At 51.5% G+C, this 20,647-nt stretch carries 21 protein-coding genes; 8 read left to right on the forward strand and 13 right to left on the reverse strand.

All coding sequences use genetic code 11. From position 1 onward, the window contains the following. Nucleotides 1-195: 195 nt before the first annotated feature. The gene (locus B9G79_RS12140) at nucleotides 196-615 is read right to left on the reverse strand and encodes an SWIB/MDM2 domain-containing protein (RefSeq protein WP_088565741.1); all 420 of its coding nucleotides are present in this window, start codon (nucleotides 613-615) and stop codon (nucleotides 196-198) included. A 156-nt stretch (nucleotides 616-771) separates the two neighbouring features. On the opposite strand from B9G79_RS12140, the gene B9G79_RS12145 reads away from it, so the two are divergent. The 3 genes from B9G79_RS12145 to B9G79_RS12155 all read left to right on the forward strand — a co-directional run bounded on the left by B9G79_RS12145 (nucleotide 772) and on the right by B9G79_RS12155 (nucleotide 6,018). After that, nucleotides 772-1,176 (forward strand): J domain-containing protein, encoded by a 405-nt coding sequence (locus B9G79_RS12145; protein WP_088565742.1) that lies wholly within the window; start codon nucleotides 772-774, stop codon nucleotides 1,174-1,176. Nucleotides 1,177-1,282: 106 nt separating this feature from the next. Then, on the forward strand, nucleotides 1,283-2,563 hold the full coding sequence (locus B9G79_RS12150) for a sensor histidine kinase (protein WP_232468627.1): 1,281 nt from the start codon (nucleotides 1,283-1,285) through the stop codon (nucleotides 2,561-2,563). Nucleotides 2,564-2,655: 92 nt separating this feature from the next. Next, nucleotides 2,656-6,018, forward strand: a complete 3,363-nt coding sequence (locus B9G79_RS12155; RefSeq protein WP_088565743.1) for a beta strand repeat-containing protein — start codon at nucleotides 2,656-2,658, stop codon at nucleotides 6,016-6,018. Here the strand turns inward: B9G79_RS12155 and B9G79_RS12160 are convergent. Then, nucleotides 6,015-6,737: a DUF4010 domain-containing protein gene (locus B9G79_RS12160; RefSeq protein WP_232468629.1), complete on the reverse strand. Its 723-nt coding sequence runs from the start codon at nucleotides 6,735-6,737 to the stop codon at nucleotides 6,015-6,017. The two genes, B9G79_RS12155 and B9G79_RS12160, sit on opposite strands and share 4 nt — an antisense overlap. A 126-nt stretch (nucleotides 6,738-6,863) precedes the next feature. Continuing rightward, on the reverse strand, nucleotides 6,864-8,534 hold the full coding sequence (gene ettA / locus B9G79_RS12165; RefSeq protein ID WP_088565744.1) for an energy-dependent translational throttle protein EttA: 1,671 nt from the start codon (nucleotides 8,532-8,534) through the stop codon (nucleotides 6,864-6,866). A gap of 204 nt (nucleotides 8,535-8,738) precedes the next feature. Here ettA and B9G79_RS12170 point away from each other — a divergent pair, with 204 nt between their 5' ends. Next, on the forward strand, nucleotides 8,739-8,999 hold the full coding sequence (locus tag B9G79_RS12170) for a hypothetical protein (protein WP_088565745.1): 261 nt from the start codon (nucleotides 8,739-8,741) through the stop codon (nucleotides 8,997-8,999). Nucleotides 9,000-9,136: 137 nt separating this feature from the next. Here the strand turns inward: B9G79_RS12170 and B9G79_RS12175 are convergent, their stop codons facing one another. The 4 genes from B9G79_RS12175 to B9G79_RS12190 all read right to left on the reverse strand — a co-directional run bounded on the left by B9G79_RS12175 (nucleotide 9,137) and on the right by B9G79_RS12190 (nucleotide 11,320). Next, nucleotides 9,137-9,463 carry a BolA family protein gene (locus B9G79_RS12175; protein ID WP_088565746.1) on the reverse strand — a complete coding sequence of 109 codons (327 nt, stop codon included), beginning with the start codon at nucleotides 9,461-9,463 and terminating at the stop codon, nucleotides 9,137-9,139. 3 nt (nucleotides 9,464-9,466) lie between these two features. Further along, nucleotides 9,467-10,054, reverse strand: a complete 588-nt coding sequence (locus B9G79_RS12180) for a hypothetical protein (RefSeq protein WP_088565747.1) — start codon at nucleotides 10,052-10,054, stop codon at nucleotides 9,467-9,469. Nucleotides 10,055-10,066: 12 nt separating this feature from the next. Further along, nucleotides 10,067-10,996, reverse strand: coding sequence for a ParA family protein (locus B9G79_RS12185; RefSeq protein ID WP_088565748.1), 930 nt, complete (start codon nucleotides 10,994-10,996; stop codon nucleotides 10,067-10,069). 69 nt (nucleotides 10,997-11,065) lie between these two features. After that, complete coding sequence (locus B9G79_RS12190; protein ID WP_088565749.1) at nucleotides 11,066-11,320, reverse strand: hypothetical protein; 255 nt, start codon at nucleotides 11,318-11,320, stop codon at nucleotides 11,066-11,068. A gap of 117 nt (nucleotides 11,321-11,437) precedes the next feature. Between B9G79_RS12190 and B9G79_RS12195 the strand changes: the two genes are divergently transcribed. Together B9G79_RS12195 and B9G79_RS12200 are read left to right on the forward strand one after the other, a co-directional pair. Next, a complete protein-coding gene (locus B9G79_RS12195; protein WP_088565750.1) occupies nucleotides 11,438-11,848 on the forward strand; it encodes a hypothetical protein in 411 nt (136 codons plus the stop codon). Next, complete coding sequence (locus B9G79_RS12200) at nucleotides 11,845-12,531, forward strand: RluA family pseudouridine synthase (RefSeq protein ID WP_088565751.1); 687 nt, start codon at nucleotides 11,845-11,847, stop codon at nucleotides 12,529-12,531. The genes B9G79_RS12195 and B9G79_RS12200 overlap by 4 nt, the downstream gene beginning before the upstream one ends. Here B9G79_RS12200 and B9G79_RS12205 read toward each other — a convergent pair whose 3' ends face one another. From B9G79_RS12205 to B9G79_RS12230, 6 genes are all read right to left on the reverse strand, one after another. Further along, nucleotides 12,532-13,890 (reverse strand): PAS domain-containing protein, encoded by a 1,359-nt coding sequence (locus B9G79_RS12205; RefSeq protein ID WP_088565752.1) that lies wholly within the window; start codon nucleotides 13,888-13,890, stop codon nucleotides 12,532-12,534. Between the two features lie 127 nt (nucleotides 13,891-14,017). After that, on the reverse strand, nucleotides 14,018-16,036 hold the full coding sequence (locus B9G79_RS12210) for an ATP-dependent helicase (protein ID WP_088565753.1): 2,019 nt from the start codon (nucleotides 16,034-16,036) through the stop codon (nucleotides 14,018-14,020). A 22-nt stretch (nucleotides 16,037-16,058) separates the two neighbouring features. Beyond that, nucleotides 16,059-16,499, reverse strand: a complete 441-nt coding sequence (locus tag B9G79_RS12215; RefSeq protein WP_088565754.1) for a hypothetical protein — start codon at nucleotides 16,497-16,499, stop codon at nucleotides 16,059-16,061. Nucleotides 16,500-16,513: 14 nt separating this feature from the next. Further along, nucleotides 16,514-17,446: a hypothetical protein gene (locus B9G79_RS12220; RefSeq protein ID WP_088565755.1), complete on the reverse strand. Its 933-nt coding sequence runs from the start codon at nucleotides 17,444-17,446 to the stop codon at nucleotides 16,514-16,516. 45 nt (nucleotides 17,447-17,491) lie between these two features. Continuing rightward, nucleotides 17,492-18,901, reverse strand: coding sequence for a class II fumarate hydratase (gene fumC, locus B9G79_RS12225; RefSeq protein ID WP_088565756.1), 1,410 nt, complete (start codon nucleotides 18,899-18,901; stop codon nucleotides 17,492-17,494). Nucleotides 18,902-18,903: 2 nt separating this feature from the next. Beyond that, complete coding sequence (locus B9G79_RS12230) at nucleotides 18,904-19,671, reverse strand: SDR family NAD(P)-dependent oxidoreductase (RefSeq protein ID WP_088565757.1); 768 nt, start codon at nucleotides 19,669-19,671, stop codon at nucleotides 18,904-18,906. Between the two features lie 125 nt (nucleotides 19,672-19,796). Here B9G79_RS12230 and B9G79_RS12235 point away from each other — a divergent pair, with 125 nt between their 5' ends. After that, complete coding sequence (locus tag B9G79_RS12235; protein ID WP_088565758.1) at nucleotides 19,797-20,192, forward strand: YchJ family protein; 396 nt, start codon at nucleotides 19,797-19,799, stop codon at nucleotides 20,190-20,192. Continuing rightward, nucleotides 20,189-20,647, forward strand: coding sequence for an EVE domain-containing protein (locus B9G79_RS12240; protein ID WP_088565759.1), 459 nt, complete (start codon nucleotides 20,189-20,191; stop codon nucleotides 20,645-20,647). Before B9G79_RS12235 ends, B9G79_RS12240 begins: the two co-directional genes overlap by 4 nt.

Here is a 20,647-nt window from a genome sequence, read left to right on the forward strand (position 1 = left end):
GACGAGGGGCTGGTCAAAAAGGTCCATATACAAGGCGGAGGGCTGCCCTCGCAGCGGAGGCGTACCCATGGTACGTCGGAGCGAGAAGGCCGCCCGACAACGCAGGAGATGGGCCTTTTTCACCAGCCCCGAAACGAAGGCAAAAAAAAAGCCTAGGAGCAATCCTAGGCTTTTTTCCCCGTTTCAAACGACCTACTACTTAAGGTGTTTGGAAACTAGTTTAGTCATGTCGAACATAGAAACTTGAGTTTTGCCGCCGAAAACTTCTTTCAATTTAGCGTCAGCATTGATGTTTCTTTTGTTCTTAGTGTCTTGAAGGTTGTTCTTCTTGATGTAAGCCCAAAGTTTTTTAACAACTTCAGTACGTGGAAGTGGAGAAGCACCAACAACTGCTGCCAAAGCTGCAGATGGAGTCAACGCTTTCATGAAAGCTGCGTTTGGTTTACGAGCAGTTTTTGCTTTTTTAGGAGCTGCTGCTTTTTTTGGAGCTGCTTTTTTAGCTGCTGCTTTAGGAGCGGCTTTTTTAGCTGCTTTTGGAGCTGCTTTTTTTGCTGCTGCTTTTTTAGGAGCTGCTTTCTTAGTTGTAGCTTTTTTAGTAGCTTTTGCTTTTGCCATTCGAAATTCCTCCGTTAGGTTTTTAGTCTTGTTTATCTCGAATGAGCTTAGTGTCCCCTAGGGAAAGCCCCCTTTTCCCCTCTAAAAAAGTCCGTTTTTCACTGGGAAACGACCTTCTGGACTGAGCCTTTTACCCCTTATACCGATAAGAAAGGCATGAGTTTTCAGGCAAGCTTTAAGCAAATTCTCAGAGAGAAAATGGGTTCCGAATCCTTCGTGAACGCCTCGGAAGAAAGCCTTTTGAATGCCGACCCCTCCCACCTTGCCTTCCTGATGGGGCAGGTTGGTCGCAAAGAATTCAACTCCCCACGTGGACAATATCCGGCCCCTAAAGTTCGTCCACAACGCAAAGCTCATAACTTTTCCCCGTCACAACAACAGGCTTACGAGTTTCTGAAAAGCTGGATCTATGACCTTCCGGCCGGCTTCACCGCAAGCGAATTGAAAAAGGCATTCCGTCAGGCCGCGATGATTCTGCATCCCGACCATGGTGGAAATGCCCCGCAGTTCGTAGAGCTCAAAGCGCACTACGAGACTTTGCGCCCCCTTGTCTCACTCTAGTACGAACAAATTTCAGATAAACAAGATTACATTGCTGAAATAACCTCAGACCTTTTGCATCTGCGCCGATATTGCATTAAGGAAGCAACCAGGAATAAAAAGCACCATGCGAGACCTGACTTTTACATCTGAGGATGCCTATAAGAAAAGACTGACCTATTTCAAGGTCATCTATTTTCTTACCCTCGCCGTTTCGCTTCTCTATATAATTAAATTCAACTTCCAATATAAGGTCCCGGACTACAACTCAGCCCTGATCCCGATCTGGGTGGTGCTGCTGATTGTTCCACAAGTGTGCCTAAGACTGCTGAAAAACTATCTGATCTCTGCCTGTATCATGGGCACGATGTCCTCCCTGATCCTGGCCTATTTGCTTTACCTGTCGGGCGGTGTTGAGGCGCCGGGTATCTTCTGGCTGACGGCCATCCCCTTGGTCTGTGGCATCCTGGTGGGAGTTCCGGGGGCCATCGGTGGGTATCTGGCAGTCCTTGTGATCCTGGGGTTCTTCTGGTACGCACAGGCTCAAGGGTTCGGCCCCAACGTCATTGCTGAATATGGCGACTATAACCGTGAAAAGCTCTTCAATGTCGTGGTCTTCCTGCTGTTCTCGGCCTTTAACACCCACTACTACATCCGTGGGGAAAAGAGCCTGATGAAGAACCTTGAGGAGAAAAACCTCGACGTGGAAAACCTGCTGCGTGTTCTGATTCACGATATCGCCAACACCCTGTCATCTATGACCTACAATCTGGTCAAAGCCAAAGAAGACCGGGAGGAAAACCTGTCCGGCGCCCAGGAGCTGGACAAAATCGAACGTGCGGTGGATGACATCGTCAATCTGCTGGCGCAGGTGCGCCATCTAAAGTCCGTGAAAGACGGAAAAGCTGCCATGCCGCTGAAGCCTTTGAATCTGACCATGGTGCTGAACGAGGTTTACGAAAACACCGTCGCCACGGCCCAGCAAAAAGGCATCAAAATGCAGTTGGATATCTCCCGCGACCGCATGCCTATCAATGGTGAAAAAACCATCCTGAGCAGCGTGGTGCTGCAGAACCTTATCAATAACGCCATCAAGTTCTCTCACCCCGGCGAACGGATAGACCTGAGCGCCTACCCGACGGAAACCGAAGTGATCATCGAGATCCGCGATTATGGAATCGGCATTCCCAAAGAGATCCTGGCCAATATCTTCAACCTGAATTCCCAGACCACCCGCCCGGGAACTCAAGGCGAAAAAGGCACTGGCTATGGCATGCCGCTGGTGCGCGAGTACCTGCAGATGATGGATGGGACGATTGAGATCTTCTCAAGTGAGGAAACCAGCTCCTCTGCCCCGAGTGGCACTCTGGTGGTTCTGAAGATGCCGCTGGCCAAGACCGTCCTTTAGTTGTCTCGATTTAAGACTCTAAACCCCCTCGCCTTGCAAAGAATTATTAAAATTTCCTGAATCCGTGCCCACAATGAGCCGATAAGTATTCCATGGGAAAACTGTACGTCACCGGAATCACAGTTCTTTTTCTTTCGTCGTGGGCTTTGGCCACACCAGGCTCACTCACCTATCAGGGACGCATAAGAAACTCTCAAGGCGAAGCCCTTGAAGTCAACGGAGTTCAATTCGAGTTTTCGATCACCAACCCCACTGGCTCCTGCGTGCTTTACCGTGAAACTTCCAGCGCCATTGACATGCGCAATTCCTCTGGCGTCTTCGATGTGCCTATTGGCACAGGCACGAAGAACTACCCCGCAGCACCGGGCTTTAAATTACTGGACAGTTTTGACAACTCGGTCGCTATTCCTTGTGAGGGCGGTGGCTCTTACACTCCGGTTGCCGATGACAAACGCCTTTTGCGTGTGCAGTTCCATGACGGCACAGGCTGGAAGCTGATCACCCCAGACAATGAAATCCGCTCTGTTCCCTATGCCGGTCACGCCAAACTGGCGCAAAGCGCTTTGAAACTGGGCTCCAACGTAGCCAGCGACTTTGTGGCTAAAGCCTCTTTGCCGGTGTGTGGTGCCGGGACTTACCTTCGCCATATTGCTCCGGCTGGAACTTTCGAATGCACAGCGCCCGTGGTGACGGGCGCTAATGTTTCCGGAAACATTGCAGGCAGCTCTGCGGGCTTCACTGGCAATTTAACGGGGGATGTTTCTGGCACGCAAAGTGCGACTTCTGTGGATCGCATCAAAGGAACCCCGGTTGTAAATACCGGCTTGGTTTCCGGAAAAGTTTTGAAATTTGACGGGACCAACTGGGCCCCGGCCGATGACAACTCCGGAACTGCGGGAGCTATCACCTCTTTGACGGGGGCAGTTTCCTCTTCTGGCAGTCCGGCGGCCACAGTCACATTGAACGATAATACGGTTGCAACCGCCAAGATTCAGGATGATGCCGTGACCACGGGTAAAATTCTGAACGGGACCATTTTGAATGAAGACATCTCGGCCACCGCGGCCATTGCCGACAGTAAACTGGCGACAATATCCACTGCCGGAAAAGTTTCTGGCAGCGCGATCACTTCCGGCACCATCGGGGGTTCCACCGCCATCAACACCAGTGGTCTGATTCAGACCTCCAGCGGCGTGCGTCTGTACAGCGGAGCTAACTATGTGGAGCTGAAAGCCCCTGCTCTTTCGGGAAACAGCAGCTATGAACTGCCTGCCGCCGACGGCACGAACGGACAACTTTTAAAAACCGACGGGGCCGGAAAGCTTTCCTGGACAACCGTCACTTCCAGCGGAGGCACTGTCACGGGTGTGACGGCCTCGGCTCCGATTGCAAGTTCGGGCGGAACCGCTCCGGTCATTTCTTTGAATGACTCCGGCGTGACTGCCGGCACTTACAACCGGGTGACTGTCAGCGCCAAAGGCCTTGTCACAGCGGCTTCCAACGCCACGGCCACAGACATTCCGAATGTCGCTGGCGATGTGACTTCAACGGCGGGGCTCAGCAACACCAAAGTTGAAAAGATCCAAGGCACGGCGGTGGCTTCTGCGACACCGCTATTGGGACAAGTTCTGGTTTACGACAATACCAAGTGGAACAATCAGTATTTTGGATTCGGACAGCTTCGCTCCACCGTGACCGGCAATGCCCAGATGCCGGCGGCCTGCGCTACGGCCAATAAGACTTTGAACTGGAGTGCGATCACCGACACCTTCTCGTGTTCGGATATTGCCATCAGCAACACGCAGGTATCGGGCTTGGGCACGGCTTCCACCAAGGATTTCGGGACTGCTGCAGGAAATCTGGTTGAGCTGGATGGCACTGGAAAAGTCCCGGCGGCACTGCTGCCGTCCGTGGGCGACAATCTGGGAAATCACACCGCGACCGCCAATCTAAATATGGCGTCTTACAATATCACCAGCGCCGGAAAGATCTACCTGGCGGATGGTGCCTGGAATGCGCCTTCGATAAGCTTCTCCAGCAGCCCATCCACAGGCATTTCCAATAACGGCGGAATCATGAAATTCACTTCCGGAGGAAATCTGGCCATGGATTTAAGCGCCACCTCCCTGACTTTGAATGGCTCTTTCGGGCCTTTGATGCGCTTGGGTGGCGGATCTTTCAATGCTGCCAATCCGACATATTCCTTCGGTGGATACAGCACCTCGGGAATGTTCCCGGGCACCAACATACTGGGCTTCAGTGTGAACGGAACTGAAAAACTGCGCCTGGCCAGTGACGGAATGATTGGTGTCGGCACCACCTCCCCGACCCGCCGACTGCATATCGTGGGTGATGGTACGGACTATGGTGACGACATCTATCTGGAAGGCGTAAATTCCGAAACAGCCCTGCCGCAAATCAGTCTGACTCGTTCCCGCGGCACAACCGCGACCCGCAATCCACTTTTGGCCAACGACACTATCGGAACTTTGGCGTTCCGCGGTTGGGACAATACCGCACACGCCTATAGCGCACGCATTTCTTCTTCGGCTGAAACCGACTTTGCCACAGCCGTGAACGGAAACTTAAGATTCTTCACCGCCTCTGCTGGTACCGATGCCGAACGCATGCGTATCACAGGTGCGGGAAACATCGGTATTGGCACAACCGCCCCGACAGTCCCTTTGCAAATCGCGACCCGGGTGCCATCTTCTGCGGTTCACCCCCATCGTGCGGGTGTTCAGGCCCTGGGTGAAGGCACTGATGTCGGCGGACGCATTTCAGCTCTTGTCGCAAGTACGGTGGAAATTGCGACATTCTCAGGGTATCAAAGTGCTGGAACCCTTGCTTCTCCAGTTGCGGTCTCCAGCGGCCAAGCCATCACCAGCCTGACAGCCTTTGCTTACAACGGCACTCAATATCAAAACGGTGGAAATGCCGCCGTGAACTTCTATGCGACGGAAGCTCATACCACTTCGGCCGGTGGTGCGAAGATCACCTTCCACACCACCACAAATGGTGCCTCAGGGGCTTCCGAGAAAATGGTCATCAACCACAACGGCAATGTCGGCATCGGCACAACCAACCCGACGGCCAAGCTGGAAGTCAACGGCGCGGTAAAGATCGGAACCAGTGCTCCCATCGGACGAATGACCGTTTGCTCTTACGTGACTCAGACGGGAACAACAGTGGCGGCATACAATGTTCACAACTGGATTGCCGCAGAATGCACCGACGGAGTCCCAAATGCGACTTGCGTTGGCTACATTTCCAAAAGCGTTATTTCGGGTACAGAAAATAATCTAGCCGCACTAGGCCCAAATGAATCAGTTTATCCAGGATGCCCAGGATCATGCACGGCCAATGCGAATGGGGGGTTTGGGTTCTCTACGGACACCGCGGCCACGGGAAATGCCATCTATGATATTCGCGTCGTGTACATGTGTCAGAACTAAATGTGAATCCAGCCCAAAAGGTGCAGAAGTAAAAACAGCACAGCCGGCATCAGGCTGACGACAGCCCGTTTTTTAAAGGGCGCACTGGACAGGGTCACAATCAAAAACAGCTTTGAAACAAAACTTGCAAGCAAAGAGATCTCTACCAGTTTTTCATATTGAGCAAGACTGACCTGATCCGCCGCCAAAAGCTGAGCTGTGGAAATCAAAGACCCGTGAACTTCGAACAACGACACAATAAAGGTCAGAACCATCAGGCCGTCGTTACCCAGCCAGGTTTGCGCTCCCCGGCTGGCCGCCAGAATCAGGACAATAAACACCGTCAGCTTCAGCGACTCCCAGACATCCAGAACTTTTTCCGGGCCCGTGGTCAGACCTCGGGGGCGACTTTGCCTGTGCCACAAAACCACCGCCATCACCATCGTGATCAGGAACAGAATCAGGAAATGCAAGGATACGACCCGTAGTGCTTCAACACTGCCAGCGCCCACCAACACAACCGCTTGCAGCAACATGGCCAGAATCGCCGCGTGCAAAGCTGCCATCCGAACACTTTGCGACCCTTCCGTGTCATGACTGTCCTTAGCCAAACGAACGGTGGTGGCCGTGCTTGAAAGCAAGCCCCCTAAAAAGCCAGTCATCAAAGTACCGGCCCGATGACCGACAAAGGAAGACAACACCTTCCCCATCACCTGCAGCGCAGACAGGGCAAAAAACATGAAAAGAATCTTCTGGGGACGGAAAAGCCCCCAGGGATCGATGGAACCGGCCGGTACCACCTTGGATGCGACAAAAAGAAAGAGCAGGAATAACCCTGCTCTCACCCACTGATTTTTCATCAGCTATTACACCATTTTGAAACGAACACGTTTTGGACCGGCATTTTCGCCCAAACGACGTTTGCGGTCTTCTTCGTACTCGGTGAAGTTGCCAGGATAGAATTCAATCTTGGAATCACCTTCAAAGGCCATGATGTGCGTGCACACACGATCCAGGAACCAACGATCGTGCGAGATCACCACGGCAGATCCACCGAATTCCAACAATGCTTCTTCCAGCGCACGCATGGTGTTGACGTCCAGATCATTCGTCGGCTCATCCAGAAGCAACAAGTTCGCACCCTGCTTCAGGATTTTTGCCATATTCACACGGTTGCGTTCACCACCGGACAACTGACCGACTTTTTTCTGCTGGTCAGAACCCGAGAAGTTGAACCAGGAAACGTACTGACGCGCATTGATTTCACGCGTGCCCAACTGGATCACATCAGCACCACCGGACAGTTCCTCGTAAATGGACTTGTTCGGATCCAGAGTCTCACGAGTCTGGTCAACGTAAGCGATCTTCACTGTTTCACCGACTTTGAATGTGCCGGAATCAGGCTGCTCTTTGCCGGTGATCATGCGGAACAACGTGGATTTACCCACACCGTTCGGACCGATCACACCCACGATCGCCCCTTTTGGAATCGTGAAGCTCACGTCATCCAAAAGAACTTTGTGGTTGTAGGCTTTGGTGATGTTGTGGGCTTCCACCACGATATCGCCCAGACGAGGTCCTGGCGGGATATAGATGGACATCTCCTGGATTTTTTCCGGAGAAGCCTCCTTCAACAGGTTTTCGTAGTTCGAGATACGAGCTTTGGATTTTGCCTGACGGGCTTTCGCGCCCTGACGGATCCAATCCAATTCCTTTTCCAAGGTACGGGCCTTGCGGGCCTGATCTTTGGCTTCGTTCGCCTGACGCTTGTCTTTTTGTTCCAACCAGGAAGTGTAGTTGCCTTTCCAAGGGATGCCTTCACCGCGATCCAGCTCAAGGATCCAGCCAGCCACGTTATCCAGGAAATAACGATCGTGCGTCACCGCGATCACAGTTCCCGGGAACTTGGAAAGATATTGTTCAAGCCACGCCACGGATTCCGCATCCAGGTGATTCGTCGGCTCGTCCAAAAGCAGAATATCCGGTTCAGACATGATCAAACGGGCCAAAGCCACACGGCGTTTTTCACCTCCGGAAAGGTTCGTCACCGGCAAATCACCATCTGGACAACGAAGAGCGTCCATCACGATTTCGATCTTTTGATCGACGTCCCAGGCACCCAGGGCTTCCAGTTTTTCCTGAAGAGCACCCTGCTTTTCGATCAGCTTGTTCATCTCGTCCGGATCCAGATCCGGGTCAGAGAACTTGTCGTTGATCGCGTTGTATTCTTTCATTACTTTCGGCAACTCGCCCATACCGGCGAAGATGTTTTCTTTCACCGTCAGTGTTTCATCCAACTGAGGTTCCTGCTCGAAATAGCCGACTTTCATTGTCTTGGAAGGGAAGGCTTCACCCAGGAAGTCCTTGTCCACGCCTGCCATAATTCTGAGCAAAGTGGATTTACCAGAGCCGTTCAGACCCAAAACACCAATCTTGGCGCCATAGAAGTAAGAAAGATAAATATCCTTCAACACATATCTTTGTGGAGGATATACTTTACTTACGCCCTTCATTGTGTAGATAATCTCTTGAGACATGACGTCACACTCCTAAAAAGACCGGTTTCGGCCCTGACTTCGTCTATAAACGAAGTAATTTACCAGCCCGAAAACGCTTGTCAAATGGAGTTCCATTTATCACACTATCGCCCCTAGCGCAGGATGCGCTTCTGATAGAAAGCCGGGTTTCCGGCACAAAAATTAAGCAATAGCTTAGAATTTACGGATAGAAATTAGTATTTAATGAGTGGCGACAACCTAGAGCGGCAGCAAAATTCGAATACTGACACGCCGAATTCCCCGGAAAAGCCGGAGAAGCGTGAGCCGTCGTCCAAAAAGTCGCTGTTCGGCAACCTGAATTCTGACCTGAAGCACGCCCTCAACACATGGGAAACTCTGACAGAAGAGGCCGCCAACAAGGTGTCCCCTGACGAAGAGCAGTTGCAGGAAGTCAAACGCCTTCTGGGCGAGCTTAAATCCAAACTCAATCAATTCGACGAATAGAACTGGCACCCGATGGATGCGGGGATGGCCTTGATGACGGGCTGGGGCTGCTTGCAGCTCTGGGGCACGCCGTCCGGGCTCAGTTGCCGCCGCCTGCGGCGGTTCGCGCCGGCAGCTCCGCAGATGAACCTGCGTGCTTATTTTTTGTCGTGCTTGCTGCCGCCCAGGCATTCTGGGGAGACAAAGTTCAGAGTGTCTTTTTGTGTTGCCCATTCAGTCGGCGTTAGAGCCTTTTGCGTGAGAGCATGCAGGCCTGATTGAAGTTCCGACTTCAATAGATCGTTAACCATGCGTTGGCGGTCGATACGAGACTTGCCTTCGAATGAGTCAGAAACCACCAAAACTTTGAAATGAGTTTCGCTATTTGGTGGCACTGAATGCATGTGGCTTTCGTTTTCCACCCCTAGCTCTTGAGGAGCCAGGGATTGGGTCAGGATTTCACGGATGCGTTTTTCTCGGGACATTCTTTAGTGATTTCTTTTTTCGATTTTTGATTTGATAAGGTCAATGCCCATTTTAGCCATGGCATAGACGCCTTTTTCTTCAAGCTTCTTATCAACATCCTTGGCCGTGCGCAAAGCTTTTGCTGCTGCCATCTGGGCGATCGGGTTTCCAACTGGCAAACCTTCAAACTGCCCGTCTTTCTTCCATTCATCAGCCACGGTGTCGGCGATTTCCATCACTTTCGGGGCTTTCTGACGGATCACTTCGCTGCCATAGAATTCCAAGTGAACCTTTTCTTCAGGATGATGAATGTCAGAATCCACGGTGTCTTCAGAATAAACCGGGGCACCTTCGGAAACCATTTTTTTGGCTTCACGCATGGACTCATCCGCTTTTACGCCTTCGTTTTGCGCTTCGGTGTTGATTTCATCAGCGGCTTCCATCGTTGCTTGGGCCTCGCTCATCGTAGCATGAGCCTCGTCGATGATTTCTTCGGCGTCACCGCGAATTTCGGCGGCTTCGTCGATTTCAGCCTGAGCCTCGTGGTGAGGACGGCGTTTTTTTGGATGATGATGCTTCTTCTTTGCGTCGTAATGTTTGATCTCTGGCATGTTTACTTCCTTTTAAACAAATCCCAACATTTCGCGGGTTACAAAATCATAGTCGGCTTTGATCGGAGACTTTCCGGCATAAAGGCTTTTACCGGAGCGCACGGTGTTCTTCACCTCGGCTGAGGTTCGAATATAACCCTTCATCAGCGAGTCTTCAAAAGACTCTATGCACTTTTGTAAAAGCTCATGACTGAACTTCTCACGTCCATCGAACTTGGTAAAGAGAACTTTACGCGAGAACTCCAGACTGAAGTCACTGCGGATGTCCTCCAGTTCGCTCAAGTTCTTTTGCAGGCCCATAAAGGCGAACTTGTCCGGATTCACCGGCAAGATCACCTCGTCGGAAGCCACGGTCACCGCCGTGTTCGTGGCACTCAAGGCCGGCGCAGTATCGATCAGGATCAGGTCATAGCGGTGCTTGATTTTTTCCAGCGGAGCCTTCACCGCCAAAGACCAGTTGCGATTGGAGTTTAGCAACACCCGGTCCAAGACTGAATTGTTCAGACTGGACGGAATCAAATCAACATGCGGCTCGATAAAGCGCACACACTCGTCGATGCTCTTCTTTTTTTCAACGATATCCACCCAGACCGGCAGGGATTCGTCCTCCACCCCCAAGGCGAAACTCAGATTCGCCTGCTGATCCAGATCCACAAACAAAACACGTGCCCCGTACATGGCGGCTCGCAGGCCCATATTCAGGACGGATGTGGTCTTCGCCACCCCACCCTTCAGCATTTGAATGGAAATGACTTTGTGGGGATATTTGTACCCCTCTGCCAGCAACAGTTGACGGGCTTCTTCCGGCAGCAGCCACGGCGATTTGATCTTTCGTTGCAGAGTCTTTTCAGCCTTGGCTTTGATTTGATTTGGAGGAATCTCCATGAACGAGGCCAAATCGCTGAGAGTAATGCAAAACTCCTGTTGCGCCAAAGTGGACATGAAGGACCTCCGTCAGTCCTTCAAGCCTACAAGGGGGTGTTCCGCTTGGAAACACGCAGCGCGAAAAATCTAGGAAGGTCCAAAATCCTCAAGGTGACTGACCTCCTGCTTTAGCAGAGAGCGCATTTCTTCAATGTCGTCCTTATAGGACCAGAGTAATTGCTCGCGCATGCGGCGCAATTGCAGGACTTGTTCATTACTTAGCGGACGCAAGGACTCTGCCAGTTGCATTAAATGCAGGTCCACCTCGCGCTTGAAGTCGCCATAATCCGTGTCGTCTTCTTTATCCAGAAAGTCCAGGAACTCATTGATGTTCGGATTCATAGAAACCTCCCTTGTTGTATTTTGCCCCGCAACCCTTTGCTGCCTCAAACCCCCGGGCCCAGGCTTGCTAAGAATCAGCCAAAGGAATAAGCTTACAAAGTTCTTGAAAGGACCTCTATGGCCCCCGAACTTGCCGCCGCCTATGTCATCGGTTGGATCCCCTCGGCTTCCGTCACCGGACTGCACCTGTGGATGCACCGAAAAAAGGTCAAATCCCCTGCGTATCGACAGCTTCAAAAAAACCTGCAAAAAGTCGGTCTTTACTGGCGCGAGTCGCGCTCGGAAGTTGAAACCTTCACTGAAGGCGCCGAAGAGCAAAATCTGAAGTCCTATGAAAAGAACATCCTGCTGATGGGAACTTTTTTCCTGTTTCTGAGCTGGGGCGGATTTCTGTTCAACCTGATTGTTTTAATTTCCGTGCATTCACTGGCGATCTCCCGTAAAGAAAGAGCCCTGTTTGAAAGTCCACTGACCACTCAGGATCTGCCCACGGAAGAGGTGCAGAAAATTCTGAAGGAGATCCCATGAACCGCCAGCCCGCTCCCATCCAAATCCCCATCCTTGAAAAATCCAAACACTGGCTGGTCATCAACAAACCTTCAGGAGTTTCCGTTCATAACGATCCCCCCGACGTTCGCACACTGCTAAAAAAACAGCTAACACCGGGAAGCTATCAGGACATTCACCCGGTGCATCGTCTGGACAAAGAAACCAGCGGTTTGTTGCTGGTGGGACTGGATGCCGAAACAGCCGCCAATCTTTCCGGGCAGTTTCAGGAACACAGCGTGGAAAAGACCTACTACGCACTTTTGCGGGGTGAAATGCCGGTCAGCACCGACTGGCAGGAATGGAACACTCCCATTTCCGACAAGGCCGAGGGACGTAAAAACCCTCAGGGACTTTTAAAAGACCGGGTGGAAGCCCGCACCCTTTACAAAGTGCTTGAGGCCAACAAATATTTTTCCCTGGTGGAAGTGCGCCTGATCACCGGTCGCCAGCACCAGATCCGCAAACACACGGCCCTGATCCGTCATGCCATCGTGGGCGACACTCGTTACGGCGATCCCAAGTACAATGAACGCATGGCGAATATTTACCAAACCAAACGCATGTTCCTGCATGCCGCACGCATGACCGTGATGATCAATGGCTACAAACACTCGCTTGAAGCCCCGCTGCCGCCGGAATTCAAAGAAGCCATGAAAGGCTGATTAGCTGGCTTTCTGCTGCTCTTGCGAGGATGCAAGAGCAAAGATCTGATCCACGTTGCCCGAGATATTGCGGATGGATGACACGATGAACTCTGAATTTGAAGTCAACGACGTCACCCCCCGGCCGATTTCACCGGTGCTTTCACGCAGCAACTGGATGAAATCATCCATGGCTTCCAGATAATGAGTGAAGCTGTTTTTGATTTCGGTCGTGCGGGCTGATTCAATCGCCCCCATCTGACGAACCACCTCAAGGCCGGTCACGAACTTGGCCACTTCCAGCATCTCATAGGAAATCGCCGACAGGCTTTTCTTAAGCTCGGAAAACTCTTTTTCAAGGTTTCGGCAGTACTGGGCAAACAGATCGGAAAAGGCCTTTTGATTCTGCAGCATTTCGTCGAAAGCATTTTCCGACGACGCCAGCTTCGCGATGGATTCGCGAACGAAAAAGTCCACCATCAGCATCTGCACATTCAAAGCCGCCGCACGCAAAACACACTTCTGAATCACGCCTGACAGCTCCTCAACAAAACCAGACAGACCGCCCAGGTGTTTTTCAATTGTCCCTGACAACACTGAAAACTCGTGGGAAACAACGCCCAGACTTGCTGCTATCTCACCGAATTTGGCTGCGGCAATTTTCATGTTGATGGAAATAAACTTCAACTGCTGAAAGCCCTGATCCAGTCGGCCCATGGCATTATCAAGGCTTTGATTGGCCCCTTGAAAGTCCCGCAGCTTTTCAAAGACGTCATTCAACTTGCGGGTGGCGGAATTAGTGACTGCAGTAATTTGCCCAGCACCCTTCGCTCCTGACGAATGCGATTCGGATTCAAGAACTTGTACCGCCCGGGCTTTAAGCTCTTCCATGACCGCTTTCATCATAAAGCTTTCATAGTCAGGAAAACCGGCCTCTTGGATCTTAAGCATCAGATACTGATGTGACTCTTCCAGAGTGTGCTCTTTTTCATAAGCCAAGACTTCACCATAAAGCCCCTGTACGACCGAGAACAATTCAGAGGAAGGCTTAAAACGAACGGACAGATATCCATCGTCAATCGGAAACGCAAAGGCATAGACCCAATAGTAACTGCCATTACCCGCCAGATTCTTGACGTAAGCACCAACGGCTTTCCCTTGATTTAGAAAGTTCCAGAATTCTTTAAACACCGCACGCGGCATGTCTGGATGACGAATCAAACTGTGCGGAGCCCCTAACATGGATTCTTTGGGATAAACACTGACGCGAACAAAGACGTCGTTTCCGTACCTGATCACGCCCCGCTTGTCGGTGGTGGAGAAAAAGAATTCATCAAACCCGAACGGGCTTTCTGACTGGGTGGGCGTTGGACGTTTCATGGGAACCTCTCAGAAAACTTTTACAGTTTTTTGATCGGCATTTTAATGAGCATCCTTAGCTCTCCGAGACGAAAGCGACAGATGCTCATTTTAAAAGTCAGTGGATTCAAGTATTGTGAGAAAATTCCTATTTTTTGGCAGTTCCCAGCTTACTATCCAGTTTCGACAGGAAACTTGCAACTAAATCCTCACGTTCCTGCCCGACCACAGGTCGAGCGCCCAGAGGGAATTCAGTGTAAAGCTCTTTAGGAAGCTCCAGCAGGAATCTGGAAGGTGCCACCGGGCGAACCGCGCCGTTCTTCTTGCGCTGCTGACAGCGTGACATCACCAGACGCTTTTTCGCGCGCGTGACACCCACATAGAACAAACGACGTTCTTCATCGATGTCAGACCCCAGATTCTTGTGCGGCAACAGATCCTCTTCAAGGCCCGCTAAAATCACCACCGGGAACTCAAGGCCCTTGGAGGCATGCAAGGTCATCAGTTGAACTTTGTTTTCCAGTTCTTCTTCGGACAGATCGTCACGCAAAAGCATGCAATCCACAAAGGACTTGATGCTTTCCACGTCATAAGAGCGACGCCCCAGGAATGAATCCAGGATGCGTCCCAAAATTTCAACGACCATCCATTTTTTCTCGGCACTGGTTGGATCCGCTGCGGTTCCGTAAACGTATTCGCGGTATCCGATGTCCTGGAAGATCTGAACCATCTTCGCCCCCGGTGAAGACCCCACCTGGAAATCGAGGATGTTTTTCGGAAGGTTTTCAACGAACATCATCAAATCATCAATGGCGGCGCCGGCCTTGTCCTGCACACCTGCCTCTTGCCAGAATCGGCAGGCGTCGACGAAGTTGATGCGTTTTTTAAGAGCGAACTCACTCAGTTTTTCGATGGACGTGTCACCAATCCCACGTGAAGGCACATTGATGATACGACGAAGGGACACTTCATTCGGAGCCAATGCCTGCTTCAGGTAAGCCATCAGATCCTTGATCTCGCGACGGTCAAAGATCGAAGTGCCACCCGAGATATGATAAGGCACATTCGCACGACGCAAAGAGGACTCAATCAAGCCGCCTTGTGTGTTGGAACGATAAAGCACGGCCATGTCCTTGTAGGTATAGCCCTGTCTTTGGAAATTCAGGATTTCACTGACGACGAATTCACATTCGTCCTCTTCACGATCCAGAATGAACAATTCCGGCAATTGGCCGGTGTCTTCCGCGACCTGCGGGCGCAGGATCTTGCCGTGACGGTTTTTATTCTTGGAAATCGCCGCATTCGCCACCGCCAGAATTTCTGCGGAAGAACGATAATTGCGTTCAAGCTTGATCACTTCACAAGGTGTGAATTCCTGCGGGAAGTTTAAGATGTTCTTCACTTCCGCCCCACGCCAGCCATAGATCGACTGGTCATCGTCACCCACCACCGCGATGTTGTTGTGGCTTTGCACGATCTGCGCAATCAGATCCATCTGCAAACGGTTGGTGTCCTGGAACTCATCGACCATCACTTGCGTGAACATGCCCTGCACTTTTTCCAGGATTTCAGGATTTTCTTTAAACAACGTGATGGGTTTGATCAAAAGGCCTTCAAAGTCCACCACCCCCAGATGCTCCAGGCGTTTGGTGAATTTCGGTGTCAGGACTTCGACCATCTCGTGATATTCGTCAAAGCCTTCCGTCTGCGGAGCCATGCCCGTGCGACGGTCATTGATCATGTTCAGGATCTTGTCGGCATCGAACTTGTCTTTGCCCGAGTTTTTGATGTCTTTGATCAGGTCTTTGACGATGGCATTGCAGTCACTTTGATCGACAATGCCGAAATACGGGGAAAGACCCGCATGTTTGTGGAACCGGCGCAAAATCTGCAGTCCGAACGAGTGGAAGGTCCCTGCCCACATTCCCGTTCCAGAGCTTCCCAGCTTTGCGCCCACGCGATGTTTCAACTCGCGCGCGGCTTTGTTGGTGAAAGTAAGCACGCAGATTTCCTGAGCCTGTGCCACACGCTCTGAAATCAGTCGTCCTGTTCTGGAAACCAGAACCGTTGTCTTGCCTGAACCGGCACCCGCCAAAATCAACAAAGGCCCGAAGTTGTGCTTCACGGCCTTTTGTTGCTCGGGGTTGAGCCCCTTAAACCAATCCATTATTTTTCGATTCTATAAAAAATTACTGACGGTTGTGGATCAAAGTACGAACTTCGTCTTCGAACACAACTTCAATTTTATCGGTCAAAGCGTCTTTGATGAAGCCCAGGCCGAACTTAGGGTGTTGCAGCTTGGTGTTCTTTTCGAACTTGCCCTTCATGTTGTAAGTCGCAGTTGCTGCCGAATCGTTGGCCATCAGCATGTCGTATTCATTGCGGTGGCTGGATTTGCGGGAGTTCATCGTCTGCTCACGTTTTTTCGCCGCAGCACCCGTCAAAGGCTTGCCGGTTTTAGTTTGAGCTTTAGGAAGAGAATATGTCTTCTGAGAACCGCAGATCTCGCATTTGATCTTTGCGGAAGTCGCCGAAGTGTGCGCCAGAACTACATGGTATCTGTCAGCATCACATTTTTTACAGAACGCAAAAAAGGACTTCGCGACCGGTGGCAGGGTATTCATGGACATTTGTATCTTCCTATCTAGTATTGTTGTTTCAAACTATAAATCATCAATTGTTCGTCGAGCTTCTTTTGGGCAATCTCCCCTGCACTCAGGTAGAAAGGGCCCTCTCCGCGCTCAATGCGCTGCTGGAAGTTCAACATACTCATTTCCTGTTTCGGATCGATGAACGTGCCTGTCGGTCCGTAGTGTTCCAGGAAGGCCAGGTCCGGTTCCTTGTTAAAGAACTTTTCCCAGCACTGGGTATTTACCTGTACGCGGTAAGTAATAGTTTTAGCATGAGAATGCACCGGAGCGTAAGCCCCAATTACCTCTAAATGACCATAATGCGAGTGCAGCTTCAAAGCCGGACTTCCCCACTGGGTCATCCCGGAGCATTGCTCCACGTTGGCATACCAAAGACCAAAGGCCTTGGACAGGAAACCCAGACCGTAGAACTGCTCTTCCTTTGGCAATAACGAGTTCACGGAGCACAGATTGTGCGCCACCCACTCGCCCTTATGCATTGTCGGGATGATGATAAACAGGGACAACGGGACCCAGTCCATGTCGTCCAGGGACTCAACTTCTTTTAAAACCCCGGAGGATTTGATCGGAGAAAGGCTGGCCGGGAACTTTTTGGGGTCCAGCGCCTCACGCGCCGCCTTAGAAAGAGCCGACGGACGAGCCGCAAAGCCCGCCACAAAACCCGGCATCACCGCGCAGTCATAAAAGACCCAGCGAGGCATCGCCATATTTGAAGGCCCGAAGGCACGCTCTTCCAAAGAATAAATGCGATCAGCAAAGGCCAGCTCTTTCACATCCAGAGGATTCTTAAATACCGGCGACTGGGTGAACCAGTCATTACGGTGCACAGAGCCCGGCTGAGCGATCTGATTTTCGGGACGAACAAAGACATAGGGTCTGATGTCGTCACGATTCATCCAGTCCGCTTTTGCCAAAAGAGAATTCATGCAAGTTACTCCAGTACTGCTTCAGCTTACGCGGCTGCCGCCGCTTCAGCTCTGCCCGCTGTTGCGGACGCCGACCATCTGTTCCGGTTTTACTATCTTATCAAATTCTTCGCCAGAGAGCAGTCCAAGATTGATGGCTTCTTCGCGCAGTGTTGTGCCGTTTTTATGGGCAGTTTTGGCAATTTTGGCTGCATTGTCATAGCCAATATGAGGATTCAGTGCCGTCACCAGCATCAACGAGTGCTCCAGATGCTTCTGAATCTGTTTACGGTTGGCTTCAATACCCACCACACAGTGATCAGTGAAGGATTCTGCCGCATCTGCCAGCAGGCGCACGGAATTCAAAACGTTGAACACGATAACAGGCTTAAAGACGTTCAGCTCAAAATGCCCGGTGGCTCCGCCAATTGTGGCGGCCACGTGATTTCCCATCACCTGGGCACAGACCATGGTCATGGCTTCACTCTGGGTTGGATTCACCTTGCCCGGCATGATGGAGCTTCCCGGCTCATTTTCCGGCAAGTGAAGCTCCCCGATCCCGCAACGCGGCCCGGAACCCAGCAGACGAATATCGTTCGCAATTTTCATCAGGGACACCGCGACCGAGTTCAGCGCCCCGCTGACTTCCACCAACGCATCATGAGACGCCAGTGCTTCAAACTTGTTTTCCGCAGAAACAAAGGCAATCCCCGTCTCGCGGGCGATTTCAGCAGCCGCTTCAACGGCAAATTTCGGGTGCGTATTCAAACCCGTCCCCACGGCCGTCCCACCCAACGCCAGCTCATACAGGTGCGGCAGGGTGTTTTTCACGCGCTGAATGGAATGCTTCACCTGAGTGCTGTAACCGGAAAACTCCTGCCCCAGGGTCAGGGGGGTTGCATCCATCAAATGAGTGCGACCGATTTTAACGATGTCTTTGAATTCTTTTTGTTTGTTTTCCAGAGCTTTATGCAGCTTTTCCAGCATCGGAATCAGACGGTGATGAATCTGCTCGCCCACCGCAATATGCATCGCCGTTGGGAACGTATCATTCGAAGACTGGCCTTTGTTCACATCATCATTGGGATGAACTTCCTTGCTGGGAAGCTTGATGCCCATCATGTCCATCGCGCGGTTGGCGATAACTTCATTGGCATTCATGTTGGTCTGTGTGCCCGACCCCGTTTGCCACACCACCAGCGGGAAGTGTGCATCCAATTTGCCAGAGATCACCTCATCGGCGGCCTTCACGATGACCGTGGCTTTCTTCGGATCCAGCAGGCCTAATTTTTCGTTGGTGATGGCGGCGGACTTTTTCAAGATGCCCAGGGCCCGGATCATCTCGCGCGGGAACCTGTCGCCCCCGATGCGGAAGTTTTCCGTGGACCTTTGAGTCTGAGCCCCCCAGAACTTGTCTGCGGGAACCTTCACTTCACCCATGGTGTCTTTTTCGATTCTGAATCCGCCCTCTGCCATCACTACACTCCTTTGCGAGCGACCTGGCCGACATGGGCCTGGTCTGTGGGATAAATCACGAGTTCTTGAATGTTCACATGAGCCGGTCTGGCTGCACACCAAGCAACTGTCTCGGCGATATCCTGAGCCGACAGCGGAGTCATGCCTTCATAGACCTTGTCGGCCTTGGCCTGATCCCCCAGTCGCACCACAGAAAACTCGGTGTTCACCATGCCCGGTTCAATATTGGTGACACGCACCTTGGTGCCCAGTAAATCCATGCGCAATCCTTCGGAAAGCGCCCGCACTGCAAACTTGGTGGCGCAATAAACACCGCCGCCTGGATAGGTCCAGCGGCCCGCCACCGAGCCTAAATTTATAATATGACCGGAGTTCTTTTTCACCATGTGTTCCACCACGGCGCGGGTCATGAACAGCAGACCTTTGATGTTGGTGTCGATCATGATCTCCCAGTCATCCAGTGAGGCGTCCTGCATTTTTTCCACCCCGCGAGCCAGGCCCGCGTTGTTGACGAGGATCTCGACTTCGGCAATTTCGGCTTTGTGAGCTTTGACGAATTCACTGACCTCGAAACGGTCCGACACGTCAAAACAAGCCAGCTTCACTTGAGTTTTGGGGTGACGGGCTTTGATGGATTTTTCCAGCTCCTGCAGTTTTTCATAGCGTCGTCCGGTCACAAAAATATCAAACCCCTGCGCCGCCAGCGCCTCGGCCGTCGCCCAGCCAATTCCCGAACTTGCCCCCGTAATCAAAGCCCACTTAGCCATCATTTCACCTCACCCCAAAACGATAGCAGCCCCCCTCTGGAAGGGCACCCCCACAAGCCAAATAACGCAATGCTTCGGAAAAAGTAAGCAGGTACCTTTTAGGGGGAATTCTGGTAGTTTCGCGGGCTATGAAATGTCCTTGTGGTTCTGAGAAAAATTATTCTGAATGTTGTGGTGTTTATCACTCTGGCAAAGCTTTGGCGCCGACGGCGGAAGCTTTGATGCGCTCTCGCTACAGCGCCTTTGCCAAGAATCAAATGGAGTACTTGCAGGATACGACAGATCCTCAGACTCTGGATCAAATCGACGAAGAGGCCAACCGCGAGTGGGCGGAACGCGCGAAGTTCCTGAAGCTTGAGATCATTCACGCCGAAGAAAAAGACACCAAAGGAACCGTCGAATTCAAAGCCTACTATAACGTTGATGATGAGGACTTCATCCATCACGAAGTCAGCCTGTTCCGCAAACAAGCGGGCGAATGGTTCTTCAAATCCGGAAAAATCAAAGAGGAGAAATCCAAATGAAGTACTGGCTGATGAAATCAGAACCGGACGTCTTTTCTTTGGATCAACTGAAGAAAGACAAAACCACCTGGTGGACCGGTGTGCGCAACTATCAGGCGCGTAACTTTATGATGAAAGACATGCAAGTCGGCGACGAAGTGCTGTTCTATCATTCCAATGCGACTCCTCCGGGTATTGCGGGCATTGCTCGCATCAGCAAAGCTGCTGAGCCGGACAAAGAGCAGTTCGATAAAAAATCTGAATACTTCGACCCGAAAGCCACCAAAGAAAAACCCATCTGGTTCTGCGTGCAGGTGGAATACGTGGCGCACTTTAAAAACTATATCAGCCTGCCTGAGCTGCGCGACAACACGAAGCTTGCTGACATGCTGGTTTTGCAAAAAGGCTCCCGCCTTTCCATTCAGCCTGTTGAAAAAAAGCACTTTGATCTTCTGACCAAACTGGGCGGCGCTTAG

Origin of the sequence: Bdellovibrio bacteriovorus (assembly GCF_002208115.1) — a bacterium.
In the GTDB taxonomy this organism is placed as follows: Bacteria; Bdellovibrionota; Bdellovibrionia; order Bdellovibrionales; family Bdellovibrionaceae; genus Bdellovibrio; species Bdellovibrio bacteriovorus_C.